Annotated in this window: 12 protein-coding genes and 1 pseudogene; 7 read left to right on the top strand and 6 right to left on the bottom strand. The window is 62.7% G+C overall.

Features of this window, described 5'->3' with window-relative positions:
- Position 1 precedes the first annotated feature (1 nt).
- Both ACNPM8_RS01145 and ACNPM8_RS01140 read left to right on the top strand, forming a co-directional pair.
- Positions 2-937, top strand: a pseudogene (locus ACNPM8_RS01145) (IS481 family transposase).
- Between the two features lie 328 nt (positions 938-1,265).
- Positions 1,266-2,345 (top strand): carboxylate-amine ligase, encoded by a 1,080-nt coding sequence (locus tag ACNPM8_RS01140; protein ID WP_448939067.1) that lies wholly within the window; start codon positions 1,266-1,268, stop codon positions 2,343-2,345.
- A 121-nt stretch (positions 2,346-2,466) separates the two neighbouring features.
- Here the strand turns inward: ACNPM8_RS01140 and bcp are convergent, their stop codons facing one another.
- From bcp to ACNPM8_RS01125, 3 genes are all read right to left on the bottom strand, one after another.
- Positions 2,467-2,943, bottom strand: a complete 477-nt coding sequence (bcp, locus tag ACNPM8_RS01135) for a thioredoxin-dependent thiol peroxidase (RefSeq protein ID WP_105656374.1) — start codon at positions 2,941-2,943, stop codon at positions 2,467-2,469.
- 531 nt (positions 2,944-3,474) lie between these two features.
- Complete coding sequence (locus ACNPM8_RS01130; protein WP_448939066.1) at positions 3,475-3,732, bottom strand: DUF4235 domain-containing protein; 258 nt, start codon at positions 3,730-3,732, stop codon at positions 3,475-3,477.
- Between the two features lie 14 nt (positions 3,733-3,746).
- Positions 3,747-6,281: an ATP-dependent DNA ligase gene (locus ACNPM8_RS01125; protein ID WP_448939065.1), complete on the bottom strand. Its 2,535-nt coding sequence runs from the start codon at positions 6,279-6,281 to the stop codon at positions 3,747-3,749.
- Between the two features lie 159 nt (positions 6,282-6,440).
- Here ACNPM8_RS01125 and ku point away from each other — a divergent pair, with 159 nt between their 5' ends.
- Positions 6,441-7,430, top strand: a complete 990-nt coding sequence (ku, locus tag ACNPM8_RS01120; RefSeq protein WP_448939064.1) for a non-homologous end joining protein Ku — start codon at positions 6,441-6,443, stop codon at positions 7,428-7,430.
- Positions 7,431-7,433: 3 nt separating this feature from the next.
- Here the strand turns inward: ku and ACNPM8_RS01115 are convergent, their stop codons facing one another.
- Positions 7,434-8,606: an alcohol dehydrogenase catalytic domain-containing protein gene (locus ACNPM8_RS01115; protein WP_448939063.1), complete on the bottom strand. Its 1,173-nt coding sequence runs from the start codon at positions 8,604-8,606 to the stop codon at positions 7,434-7,436.
- 47 nt (positions 8,607-8,653) lie between these two features.
- On the bottom strand, positions 8,654-8,824 hold the full coding sequence (locus ACNPM8_RS01110; RefSeq protein WP_448939062.1) for a hypothetical protein: 171 nt from the start codon (positions 8,822-8,824) through the stop codon (positions 8,654-8,656).
- A 245-nt stretch (positions 8,825-9,069) separates the two neighbouring features.
- Here ACNPM8_RS01110 and ACNPM8_RS01105 point away from each other — a divergent pair, with 245 nt between their 5' ends.
- Positions 9,070-10,164 carry a hypothetical protein gene (locus tag ACNPM8_RS01105; RefSeq protein WP_448939061.1) on the top strand — a complete coding sequence of 365 codons (1,095 nt, stop codon included), beginning with the start codon at positions 9,070-9,072 and terminating at the stop codon, positions 10,162-10,164.
- 37 nt (positions 10,165-10,201) lie between these two features.
- Here the strand turns inward: ACNPM8_RS01105 and ACNPM8_RS01100 are convergent, their stop codons facing one another.
- Positions 10,202-11,128: an SDR family oxidoreductase gene (locus ACNPM8_RS01100; protein WP_448939060.1), complete on the bottom strand. Its 927-nt coding sequence runs from the start codon at positions 11,126-11,128 to the stop codon at positions 10,202-10,204.
- A 312-nt stretch (positions 11,129-11,440) separates the two neighbouring features.
- Between ACNPM8_RS01100 and ACNPM8_RS01095 the strand changes: the two genes are divergently transcribed.
- Genes ACNPM8_RS01095 through ACNPM8_RS01085 form a run of 3 tightly spaced genes read left to right on the top strand, consistent with a single transcriptional unit; the run spans position 11,441 to position 12,157 of the window.
- On the top strand, positions 11,441-11,701 hold the full coding sequence (locus ACNPM8_RS01095) for a DUF7218 family protein (RefSeq protein ID WP_105656077.1): 261 nt from the start codon (positions 11,441-11,443) through the stop codon (positions 11,699-11,701).
- 24 nt (positions 11,702-11,725) lie between these two features.
- Complete coding sequence (locus ACNPM8_RS01090) at positions 11,726-11,881, top strand: hypothetical protein (RefSeq protein ID WP_448939059.1); 156 nt, start codon at positions 11,726-11,728, stop codon at positions 11,879-11,881.
- A gap of 27 nt (positions 11,882-11,908) precedes the next feature.
- On the top strand, positions 11,909-12,157 hold the full coding sequence (locus ACNPM8_RS01085) for a hypothetical protein (protein WP_105656078.1): 249 nt from the start codon (positions 11,909-11,911) through the stop codon (positions 12,155-12,157).
- The last annotated feature ends 60 nt before the right edge of the window (positions 12,158-12,217 follow it).

Here is a 12,217-nt window from a genome sequence, read left to right as displayed (position 1 = left end):
ATTGTTGAAGACGGGCTCCCCCGCCACGATGGCAGCGAAGATGTATATGCTCTCTCCGATCACTGCCCGGAAGGGGGCCGGTCGTTGACGGGAAGAGGGTGGGCATGGGATGCAGGATCGCTCCAGCAGGCCGCATTGCAGTCCAGGCAGGACGTCCGAGCATGCCTAGAAGAAGCAGATCATCAATCTGCGCTTGCGACTTCGGCTGGTCCAGCCCAGATCGCTGCGTGACTTGGTCTCCCGGCGTCCAGGGTTCACGCGGTCCTCGCCCGTTGCCGCGTGAACCTCCTCATCCCGTATCGATCGTGTCACTGGGGAGCCCTTGCGGCGACATGGGCACCCTTATCCGGGATCGTTGATCCATGTCGATGTCACGAAGTTCGGGAATATCCCCGACGGTGGTGGACATCGTTACGTTGGTCGGCAGCAAGGCGCACGGAACAGAACCGCCACTCCGGGACTGCCCAGAGGCAAAGACCACAAGCCGCGGACCGGAACGGCGTTCGTTCACACAGTGATCGACGACCACCCCCGAGCCGCTTATGCAGAGATCTGCATGGACGAGCGGGCAAGCACAGCGGTGGGAGTTCTCGAACGCGCTGTGGCCTGGTTCGCTGAACGGGGCGTGACCGTCGAGCGAGTCCTATCCGGCAACGGGTCGGCCTACAGATCCCACCTTTGGAGGGACTTCTGCGCTCGGCTTGGCATCAGACACAAGCGAGCACCTCCCCACCAGCCGCAGACGAACGGGACGATCGAGCGGTTCCACCGCACACTCGGGGGCGGGTGGGCTTATGCCAAGTTTTACGGTTCAAACGCCGAGCGACGCCTGGCTCTGCCCGGCTGGCTCCACTTCTACAACCACCACCGACACCACTCAGCGATTGGCTGCGCACCCTTCGCCCGACTAAACAATGTCCCTGAACCTCACAGCTAGTTCAGATTTCATGTCCGATTCATTCTGGGTTGATGGGAAAACCATGAGAATCCATCGGGCAAGCAGATGCGGCCAGGCTACAGGATCTACTGTTTCAGAATCCGCTTTCGCAGAACGCAAGCCACCGAGACGGATGAAGCTGCGGCCATCCGGGAATTCGCAGCCTAGCTGAAAGGGGATTGAGCATGCGGCAATCCGTTCCGCGCCAGAAGAGTGATGAGCAGTTCTCCGCTAGTTCCCATCAGGCAGACCAGGTTAGCCAGCAGTAAGTCAACACAGGCCGGTTGCTGGTCCGACGCCCTAGCAACCATATTCCGGGAGGCACGAAATGAGCACCTTTGGAATTGAAGAAGAATTCTTCATGTTCGACGCAGAAACAGGGTTGCCGGCCAGCACGGATAAAGAAGCGTTACGGCAAGCGCTGGATTCGCAACGCAATGGCGAAGTGCAGAACGAACTGCTTGCTTGCCAAATAGAACATGCCAGCGCCATCTGCGAAGACCGGGATCAGGCCCTGCATGAGCTGGGAAGTTTCCGCAGTGCTCTGGCAGGCGAAGCGGCCTCCCGCGGCCTGCTGGTCGCGGGTTTGGGCGCGGCGCCGATGGTTGCCCAGCAGGCTCCGGAGCTGACCGATAATGCAAGGTATCGGGAAATCGGCAACTTCGTTTCCGGAATAGCGTCAGAGCATTACATGTGCGGTTTGCACGTCCATGTGTCCATCCCTGATTCCGAAGCGGGAATTCGTGCGCTGAACTTCTTGCGCGGATGGCTGCCATTTCTTTGCGCCCTGGGCGCCAATTCTCCGTATTGGAAAGGGGGCGACAGCAACTTTTCATCGTGGAGAACCATTCACTATCGAAAGTGGTCCGTCCAGGGAATTCCGCCGTACTTCAAGGATTCGAAAGACTATGGGACTCGGCTTGCGCGAATCAATGGAACCGATGCAGTTCCCGACCCAGGCCACATCGGATGGTCCGCCCGGTTGTCGGAAAAGTACCCGACACTCGAAATTCGGGTCGCGGACTCGCAGTTGAGAGCGCAGGATTCGGTATTGCTGGCCGTGCTCATGCGAGGGCTGGTCGAGACTGCGGTGGCCGGCGAATTCGATGCGATCGAGTATCTGCCCGAAGTCCTGGACCTCTCATTGTGGCAAGCGGCCAAGAACGGAATCACCGGAGTGCACGTGGACACGCGAACCGGAGAGCAGGTCGCTGTGGAGGAACTGGCCCGCAGAATGCTCCGACTCATTGAGGACGCATTGAGGGCTCATGGAGATTACGACTATGCCGTGATTTCACTCAGGAACATGCTGGAGACAGGCAATGGAGCGGTCCGCCAGCGGGCTGCATTCGAGCGTGGTGCTTTCACGCATCTGTTGGCCAATGCCCATTCCGAGATGCAGATGTAGCTTGCCGTCCAGGGATCCTCAACGCAGACTGCAGACTGCAGGGTGTGGCCGGGGCCGGTGAAAGCTGGCCCCGGCTCGAAGCATCCGGGCTGGCACCGGAAAGATCCGGGTGCGGAATCCTCTAGATTCCGAGGGAATCGCGAAGTCGCGCCACATGCCCCTGGGCATCCACGGCATATTCAATTTGGCGGATGCTGCCGTCTTCATCGATGACAGCGGTGGAGCGCAGGGTGCCCACGACGGTCTTTTCCCCGATGTTCTTTTCACCGTAGGAGCCGTAGGCTTTGGCAACTTCGTTGCCCGGGTCGGAAAGCAGCGGGAAGTTCAGCGATTCATCGCTAGCGAAGGCTGCCAGCTCTTCTGGCGCGTCCGGGGAGATGCCCAGAACGGAGAATCCTGCGGCCTGCAGCGAATTGAGGTTGTCGCGGAAATCGCAGGCCTCGGTGGTGCAGCCGGGAGTCGCGGCCTTGGGGTAGAAATACACGATGACTTTCTGCCCTGAATAATCCGAAAGCGAGATGGTCTCTCCCTTGGCATCTTGCAGGGAGAAGGCTGGCGCTGGCTGGCCGGCGGTGAGCGGAGAAGAATGGGCAGTCATCGATTCAACTTTCATATAGTGATATTTTGTTTTCATTCTAATTCAGTGGATGCACTCAATGCCAGAGGCCTCTGGGATATATTTCCATCGGACTGGACCGTTGCGCAGTCGTGCCCTGGTGTCTTCGCGGTTACCGAACTTTCCGGGTTGTTCTTGGCTGCCGGCGCAGATCGCCTGTCGAGAGCGTTCCGATTACTTCGCCAAGGCAATAACCTCGCGATGGGCCGTGGTGCACGCTTCCAAGGCAGGCAAGGAAGACTTGGCTGCTGCCAAGGCCTGATCCAGCTCCTGGCAACGGAACCGGCTGGTGCAAAAGCCTGCGTTCCCGTTGGCAGTTCTGCCTGCTGGAGAAGCTGTCGGCCGGCCAATTGATCACTATGCAATTCCCGCAGGCCATCAGCCATCCGCGATGCACCAGGGCAGTGGACACCGCGCAGAAAGCTGCCACGCACCCACGGAAACACCGAGCCGTGCAACTGGGCAACAGCTGCGCGACCCGGTGCATCCGGGAACTGGCCAGAATGCGGCCTGCTAGCGGTTGGCGGCCTTGGCTTCGAGGGAACGTGTCCACCGTTTGGCCATAGCCTGGATGGCAGAAGCGCTTGCCCCTGATATCACGGCGAACGCCAGGACCTTGCCTACGGCCGCCTGCTGCTGCTTTTCGGGGTTGGCCAGCGATGGCGGTTCTTCACCCATGGCTTTATGCCAGACCCCGGAGACGAGCTTGGCGCCGAGCCAGCCTGCGCCGAGCGAGATCAGGGTTCCGAAGATCTTTGTCAGCAATTTCATGTTCTGCTCCTCTGTTAGCGGTTAGTTGGAGTTTGGTTCCCGGCCGGATCTGCCGGTTCCCAGCGGACCTCATCCGGTTGCTTGTCTTCGCGCCAGCCGCGCCACACCGGGTGGCGCAGAAGGCGGTCCGAGGTCAGTTCGCTGTATCGGACTTCTGCCACGTATTTCGGGCTCACCCAGTGCGCATCGCTTTGATGCGCTGCCGGGATGTTCTTGGCCGGGGGAGTCTTGCGTTCGATCTTTTCAAGCCGCTCGCGGATTTCGGCCAGTTGCGCGTCGCTGAATCCGGTGCCCACCCGGCCGGCGTATTCCAAGCCGCCATTTCCCGGAATGGCCAGCAGCAGCGAGGCCAGGCTGCGGCGACGCGACCCCTGTCCAGACCGCCAGCCAATCACCACAGCTTCCTGGTGCCGCTGGTGCTTGAGCTTCACCCAGCTGGTGCTGCGCCGGCCCAGCTCGTAGACGGAGTCGCGTTCCTTGGCCACCACGCCTTCCAGGCCCAGCGCACGGCTGGTCTCGATGGCCTGCTCCAAGGTCCCGGTGTGGGCCGGTGGCACCTGCAGGTACTGGTGGTCGAGATCCAGGCCCGCAAGCCGTTGGCGGCGTTGCTCGTAGGGCAGAGCAGTCAGATCCACCAGTCCTGCATCCTTGTCATATGGCAGCTGCAGCACGTCGAAGACCAGGTACTGGATCCTGATGGCCGAGGCCTGCTTCGTGCGTTTCTTCCGCTGGTGGGCCACCCGTTGCTGGAGCAGCGAGAAGTCAGGGCGGCCCGAAGAATCCAGGGCGACGATTTCCCCGTCCACCACACAGCGTTCCGGCAGCAGCGAACCGAGGATTTCGAGTTCCGGGAAGTCTCCGGTCAGGTCGTGGCCGTTGCGGCTGATCAGCTTGGTTTTGGCGCCATCGACTACTGCCAACGCGCGGTAGCCGTCCCATTTCATTTCAAAGCTCCAACCCCGCTCGCCGGAGATCTCCCGAGCAGTGCCGGCAGTGGCCAGCATGGGGCGCAACGCTTGGCCCGACAGATCAGCCACGGCCTGCTTGGCGCTAGGCTCGCGAGCAGCCTCCGGTTCTCCGCCACCGGAATCAGCGGACGTTCCCGCCTCGCCTCCGCCCGGCTGTTCCTTGGCCAGCTGCAGCAGCCAATTGTCCTTGCCGCCCATCCCTGCGGCCTGGATCAGCACGAACCGCCGGTCCACTCCGCCCAGCCCGCCCTCGCGTGAGCCGGTGAGCACCGCGATGACTTCTTTGCCTTCGCGCCACTTCTCGATGGTGCAACTGCCCGAATCCCAGATTGATACTTCCCCGGCACCGTATTGGCCCTTGGGGATGCTGCCTTCGAAGCTTGCGTAGGAGAGCGGATGGTCTTCGGTCATGACCGCCAAGCGCTGGATTCCTGGTTCCAGGGGTGGGCCTTTGGGCACCGCCCAGGAGACCAGCACTCCGTCGTGCTCCAGGCGGAAATCCCAATGCAGCGCGCGGGCGTGGTGTTCCTGGATGACAAAGGACCGCCCGGTGCCGTCCTTTCCGCCCGGCGGCATGGACTGGGCCTTCCCGGACTTGGCTGCCTTCCCGGATTGCTCCGGCACCGGTTCAGGGGTCAGCGCCGCATCCCGCTTGGAGCGGTAGACCGCCAAACGATCCGGGTCCTGCTGTTGTACCGAGGCCAGTTGCGCCAGCGGATCGATTCCATCAGCAATGCGTTCCAGCACCTCATGGAAGTCCAACTGCTCCAACCCCGGCGCTTCGATTTCCTCCCAGGTCCGCGGGGCGGCGACGGTTGGCCGTGCGCGGCCGCGCAGCGAATACGGACAGACGGTAGTCTTCGAGGCGTTGTTCTGGCTCCAGTCCACGAACACCTTGTTTTCGCGCAGCGAGCGCTTCATGCTGGCGAGTACCAGTTGCGGATGCTCCTTCTGCAAGGTGGAGGCCAATTCCTTGGCCACCTCGTTGACCTGCTCCGAGGTGTATTTGCCATCCAGCCCGGCATAGAGGTGGATGCCCTTGGAACCGGAGGTCACCGGAAAGCTGGGCAGGTCCATGCCGTCGAGAATCTCCCGGCAGATCAAGGCGACTTCAGCGCACTGCTCCAAGCCGGCGCCCGGACCGGGATCCAGGTCCAGCACCAGCCGGTCCGGGTTGGCTGGTTCCAGCGAGGAATCGAAGCGCCACTGCGGAACATGGATTTCCAGCGCAGCCACCTGGGCCATCCAGGCCAGCACCGCCTCGTTGTTGACCAGCGGATAGGTATTCGAGTGGGTCTTGTGCTGCAGCTTGGCCGAGGGAATCCAGCCGGGGGCGGAGTCCTCGAGATCCTTGCGGAAAAACACCTTGCCCGGTTCTTCGGGAGTCCCCACGCCGTCCACCCAGCGCTTGCGGGTGGCCGGGCGCCACGCGGCATGCGGAATCAGCACCGGAGCCACTTGCTGGAAGTAATCCATGACTTCGCCCTTGGTGGTTCCGGTCTGCGGGTACAGGACCTTGTCCAGATTGCTGACCTTCAGCGTGTGCCCCGCGACTGTGACGGTTTGCTCCCTGCGTGCCATGCGCTGTCCTTTGCTTTGCCTTATGGGTGCCAATCTTCCCGAGCGGCGCCGGGGAATCCAGCGTTCCAAGCAAGCTTTGCGTTTCGCGCTGCCGAACCTCAGAGCCGCCTGCCAGTATCGTCGGGGGCAGTGACGCGCTGGCTGGAAAGATGCTTCACTATGCCCATGCGAGCTATCTGGACTGGATCAATTGCCTTCGGCCTGGTGAACGTGCCGGTCAAGGCCTACGGCGCCACCGAGGACCACGACATCGACCTGCATCAGGTCCATGACAAGGATGGCGGACGGATCCGCTACGAGCGCCGATGCGAAGTGTGCGGGAAGAAAATCGCCTACAAGGATCTGGACAAGGCCTATGAGGACGGGGAACGGACCATTGTGCTTACCGATGAGGACATGGACGCGTTGCCCGCGGAGAAGAGCCGCGAAATCGAGGTGGTCCAGTTCGTCCCGGCCGGCCAAGTGGATCCTTTGATGCTGGAGAAGAGCTACTATCTCCAGGCGGACTCCAAGTCGCCCAAGGCCTACGAGCTGTTGCGCCGAACGCTTCAGGACACCGAGAAGCTGGCAGTGGTGCGCTTCGCCCTGCGCCAGAAGACCCGCCTGGGCATCTTGCGTGTCCGTTCCAAGGTGATGGTGCTGCAAGCGGTGATGTGGGCGGACGAGCTGCGCGATGCCGAGGCGGTGGCAGCGGAGAAATCACCGCGGATCAGCGAGCAGGAACTGAAGATGTCTGCCGCCCTGGTGGACCAGTACAGCAGCGATTTCACGCCGGACGAGTTCCAGGATGACTACCAGGTCCAGCTGCAGGCGCTGATCGAAGCGAAAATTGAGCAGGGCGAGGACCTGGATACGGAGGCGACCTTCGGTTCCCAGGACCAGGGCAGCGAGTCCGGGGAGGTCATCGATCTGATGGAGGCGCTCAAACGCAGCATTGACGGGCGAAATGCCAAGGTCCCGGCCAAGGCAGCCAAGGATGGGAAGGCCTCTGCGGCGAAGAAGCCAGCGGCGAAGAAACCTGCGAAGAAAACGGCGGCTGCCAAGAAGCCGGCCACGAAGAAGCCGGCCACCAAGAAGGCAGCGGCAAAGGAGGCCTCCTCCTCGCCACACAAGAAGAAGGCCTCCGGTTCCGGGAAGAAAAGCGCCTAGCCGCTAGGGCTTGAGCACCACCTTGATGCATGAATCCTGCTTCTTCTGGAAGGTCTCGTACATCTGCGGACCGTTCGAGAGGGGCTGCTCGTGCGTGACCAAGTCGTCCAGGCCCAGCGGATCGGCTGCATCCTCGGCCAGCGGCAGCAGCTTCTGGGTCCATGAGCGCACATTGCATTGGCCTTGGCGGATCTGGATCTGCTTGTCGAACAGCTTCACCATCGGCATCGGGGTGGCGGCCCCGGCATAGACGCCGCTGATCGACAGGGTGCCGCCGCGGCGCACGGCATCGATGGCCGAATCCAGCACGCTGGTGCGGTCCGCGGAGACGTTCTCCATGGCCAGCTGCGCGGCCCTGTCCGGCAGCAACCCGGTGGCTTGCTGGAACATCGAGGAGACCGGGGAACCATGGGCTTCCATGCCCACCGCATCGAGCACGGCATCGGGGCCGCGCCCGGTGCGCCCGCGCAATTCGCCCACGGTGTCCTTGGTGAAGTCCAGGGTCTGGATGCCGTGGCGCTCGGCCATGGCGCGGCGTTCTGCCACCGGGTCGATGCCCAGCACCTCATAGCCCAGGTGGCGGCCGATGCGCGCGGCGAGCTGGCCCACCGGCCCGAGCCCGTAGACCGCGAGGGTTCCGCCCTCCGGGACATTGGCGTAGTGCACGCCCTGCCACGCGGTGGGCAGGATATCGGAGAGGAAAAGGTAGCGGTGGTCAGGCAGCTGGTCGCCAACTTTCACCGCACCGTAATCGGCATGGGGCACGCGCAGGTATTCGGCTTGGCCGCCGGGCACCTGTCCGTAGAGTTCGGAGTACCCGAAGAATTGGGCGCCCTTGCCGTGCTTGCGCACCTGGGTGGTCTCGCACTGCGACTGCAGGTCGTGCTGGCACATCCAGCAGTGGCCGCAGGAGATGTTGAACGGGATGACCACCCGGTCGCCTGCCGACAGCTTGGTAATGCCGCTGCCAACTTCCTGGACGATGCCCATGGTTTCGTGGCCCAGTACGTCGCCCGCATGCATGTAGGGGCCCAGCAGCTCATAGAGATGCAGGTCCGAACCGCAGATCGCAGTGGAAGTGACCTTGATGATGACGTCCCCGGGATCCTGGATCACCGGATCCGGGACATCGCTGAAACCGATCTTTCGCTTACCTTGCCATGTCAATGCTTTCAAGAGGTTATCTCCTAGTCATATCGTCGCCGGGGGAACACAAGCGCGGATCAGTCGGTATTGAACTGGTCGGTGTCCACCTGGCCCGGGTCCTGCTCCTCGGCTGGCTGCTCGAACGCGTCTTCGTGGTCCCCGACAGAATTCTGCTTTTCCTCCGCGGGCTCATCGGGAGTTGGAGTGTTCCCCGGTCGCGGTTCTTCTTCTGGCTGGTTGGATTCCATGGATTGTCCTTTCTTCATCAGAGGGGCGATGGCACCGACCATTCCACACCGGGCCGCAGGCAACAAGGCAAGTTTGATGGGCATTGCCTGTGAGTCGAGGATCCCCGGAATTCCGGGGAACAAGCGTGCACTGCCGGTGCCGGTTCCTGCAAGGTTGCTGAACGGCACTGCAGGCCCGGGCACGACTTCCTAGTGTGTGCTGTGGGAGCGGGCCAAGCTGCTGCCCTGAGAGCTGCGAGGTGCTGATGAGCGTGCAAGAGCCCGAGAAGCGCACGGTGGGATTAATTGCCGACCCTGGCATAGCCGATGCGATGGCCAATCGGATCGCCGCCCGGCTGGAAGGGGTCATGGAGAAGCTGCAGGAGCAGGAGCAGCAATGGGACGTGCAGGTGGCACCCTTCTCCCTGCCCTTGGGGGAGAGCGGACGGGTCGCATTGAACGACAAGGTGCCCAGGCTGCGGGAGAAGCATGGCTGGGACTTCATCATCTACCTGACCGATGCCCCGCACTATGTGCAGAACCGGCCGGTGCGTTCGGTGATTTCCGTCGAGGACGCCTCGGCCGTGCTTTCCATGCCCAGCCTCGGGTTGGCCCGACCTCGCACCGTGGCGCGGGAATTGGCGGAACTGGTCAGCGAATTGGCTACCGGCAAGCAGCCGGCTCCGCCGCCGCCCCCGCTGGGCCGCGCGATGAGCGTGCACGCCAGCAGGCAGGACGGGCAGAACGAGCAGAACCGCATCTCGAGCATCGAGGGTTTGCGCGGGCGGTTGCTGCTGATTGCCGGGATGGTGCGCAGCAACCGGCCGTGGAAACTGGTGCCGCGGCTTTCCTCCGCGATGGCAGGTGCGGTGGCCACCGGTGCATTCGGCGTGTTCTACACGAGCATTTGGTCCATGGCCGACTACCTGCCTGCCGGGCGGCTTTCGCTGATCACGGTCTCAAGCATCCTGATCCTCACGCTCTGGCTGCTGCTGCACAACCGGTTGTGGGAGAGGCCCAAGGGCAACCGCCGCCGTGAGCGGATGGTCGTCTACAACGCGGCCACCGTGCTGACGGTCGGGTTTGCCGCGACGGCCATGTACTTGCTCTTGTTCCTTGCCCTGCTGGCAGGCTCGCTGATTGTCATTGACCAGGAATACCTCGCCTACCAGCTGCGCCATGATGTCACGATGGCCGAATACATCAATCTTGCATGGCTGGCATCCTCGCTGGGAACCATGGGCGGAGCCATCGGCTCCAGCTTTGACGAGGTCAAGGAAGTCCAGCGCGCTACCTTCAGCCAGCGCGAATACGAGCGGAGGAACATGGAATTCACCATCAGCAAGGATGACGTGGATTGATCCCCGGGCGCTATCGCCCGGGGACCGGTTCACGGCCCTACGGCTGGTTCTTGCCGCCGTTCACGTGCACCGTGGAACCGACCACGTATGAAGCTTCATCGCTGGCCAGGAACACATAGGCCGGGGCCACTTCCACCGGCTGGCCGGCCCGGCCAAGCCAGGTATCGTGGCCGAACTCAGGCAGCGCCTCGATCGGCTGGCCATCCGAAGGCTGCAACGGAGTCCAGATGGGGCCGGGAGCCACGGCATTGACCCTGATGCCCTTCTTCGCGGCCTGGGAAGCCAGCGACTTGGTGAAGTTGCTGATCGCGCCCTTGGTGGCGGCATAGTCCATCAGATGGTCCGACGGATCGAAGGCCTGGATGGAGGTGGTGTTGATGATGGAGCCGCCTTCGGGAAGCACCTGCAGGGCTGCGCGGCTCAAGGCGAACATCGCGAAAATGTTCACATCGAAGGTGGCTTCGACCTGCTCGTCGCTCAGCTCCTGGAGGGACTCGACGCTGATCTGCTTGCCGGCGTTGTTCACCAGGATGTCCAGGCCATCCAGGGCGGTCACCGCCTCATCGATCAATGAATCGCGGTAATTGCGGTCCCGCAGGTCCCCGGGCAGCAGATGGACTTCGACTCCGGCATCTTCCAGGACCCCGGCGATGGCATCGGCGTCAGGCTGCTCGGCGGGCAGATAGGCCAAGGCGACCTTGGCGCCCTCGCGGGCGAAGGCGATGGCCACCGCCGCGCCGATGCCGGAGTCGCCGCCGGTGACTAGGGCGCGCTTTCCGGCCAGCCGGTCCCGGCCCTTGTAGCTGCGCTCGCCGTGATCCGCCTTGGGCTCCAGGTCCCGGTCCAGGCCGGGTTCCTCCTGGCGCTGTTCGGGCGGGCTGATCTTTTCCTTGCCGGCACGGTCTTCGCCCCCGGTGCCGGTACCGAGCGGTTCATTGCGGTGCTGGGGATTCTTCTCGGGCATGGGATTTCCTCCTGCTGTTGCGGCAGGACGCCGGCGCGGTGCGCTCAGCGGCGTCCGGGTTCAGTTCCAGTGTGCTCCGGACCCTCCGCTGCGCGCGGATCACCTCCACCTTTGGCGGCAACAGCCAGACTTTTTTCTGCGAAGATCCAGTTTCGCACCCCGCTGAATGAATTGTGCTACCGCTGAAGTCTGGGATTCAGCGCAAAGTCCGGCAGGGGCACTGTCCCCTGATCAGCGAAGTGGCTAGCGTGGAACGCACAGTGCTGGCACTGCGAAGGGGCCGGCTGGCGAAGCGTGAGAGGGAGGAAACCCATGGCAGGCAAGAGCCGGATCAAGGATGAAGAACTCTACGAGGAGCTGCGCGAGGAGGGGAACTCCAAGCAGAAGTCGGCGCGCATCGCCAACGCCGCCGCCCGCGATGGCCGGTCAGCAGTGGGCAAGCGCGGAGGCAAGGCCGGGGACTACGAGGACTGGACGGTCCGGGAGCTGCAGGACCGGGCCAAGGAAATCGGCATTGATGGCCGTTCTAAAATGCGCAAGGCCGAGCTCATCGAAGCCCTGCGCAATTCATAGCAGACAGCCACGGAAGGAGACGCAATGAGTGAACGCGAGAAGCCCGGGAATCCGGCTCGCACCACGCAACCGGATGACGATGCCCAGCCGGGCGACGAGCGCGTGGTGCGCCGGGGCAGCATCAACGAGAACACCGAAGATGAATCCGAGGAAAGGGAAGAACGCTATGACGCAGGTTGAACTTTCCTGCCAGCGAAAGGAGAAGCCATGACTGGCAAAGCAGCGGACAGCCCCCGCAAACATCGCGCTGGCCTGTGGCTGGCGATTGTCGGCGGGCTCGTGGCCGTAGGATTCGCCATCTATGCGCTGCTCGCAGCGCCTGACAGCACCTCAGGGCCGCTATGGATCGTGGCCGGCTGGGGCGCATTGGTCTTCATCTACGGCCTGTACCGCGTGATCCGGGGACCGAGCTCCTTGGACGATCCGCGGGGAGGCACAGACGCCAACGGACGGTGACGGCGTTCCCGCCAGGAGAATCGCAGGAGAACAAGGGCAGAGCTTCCGGGAAAACCATGG

The organism is Glutamicibacter sp. AGC46 (assembly GCF_053543715.1).
The sequence above is the reverse complement of the archived record's forward strand: the minus strand, read 5'-3'. Positions and strand labels throughout refer to the sequence as shown.

Coding starts and splice junctions, on each gene's coding strand:
- ACNPM8_RS01140 (WP_448939067.1), top strand. CDS start 1,266: ATGAGCACCTTTGGAATTGAAGAAGAATTCTTCATGTTCGACGCAGAA.
- bcp (WP_105656374.1), bottom strand. CDS start 2,943: ATGACTGCCCATTCTTCTCCGCTCACCGCCGGCCAGCCAGCGCCAGCC.
- ACNPM8_RS01130 (WP_448939066.1), bottom strand. CDS start 3,732: ATGAAATTGCTGACAAAGATCTTCGGAACCCTGATCTCGCTCGGCGCA.
- ACNPM8_RS01125 (WP_448939065.1), bottom strand. CDS start 6,281: ATGGCACGCAGGGAGCAAACCGTCACAGTCGCGGGGCACACGCTGAAG.
- ku (WP_448939064.1), top strand. CDS start 6,441: ATGCCCATGCGAGCTATCTGGACTGGATCAATTGCCTTCGGCCTGGTG.
- ACNPM8_RS01110 (WP_448939062.1), bottom strand. CDS start 8,824: ATGGAATCCAACCAGCCAGAAGAAGAACCGCGACCGGGGAACACTCCA.
- ACNPM8_RS01105 (WP_448939061.1), top strand. CDS start 9,070: ATGAGCGTGCAAGAGCCCGAGAAGCGCACGGTGGGATTAATTGCCGAC.
- ACNPM8_RS01100 (WP_448939060.1), bottom strand. CDS start 11,128: ATGCCCGAGAAGAATCCCCAGCACCGCAATGAACCGCTCGGTACCGGC.
- ACNPM8_RS01095 (WP_105656077.1), top strand. CDS start 11,441: ATGGCAGGCAAGAGCCGGATCAAGGATGAAGAACTCTACGAGGAGCTG.
- ACNPM8_RS01090 (WP_448939059.1), top strand. CDS start 11,726: ATGAGTGAACGCGAGAAGCCCGGGAATCCGGCTCGCACCACGCAACCG.
- ACNPM8_RS01085 (WP_105656078.1), top strand. CDS start 11,909: ATGACTGGCAAAGCAGCGGACAGCCCCCGCAAACATCGCGCTGGCCTG.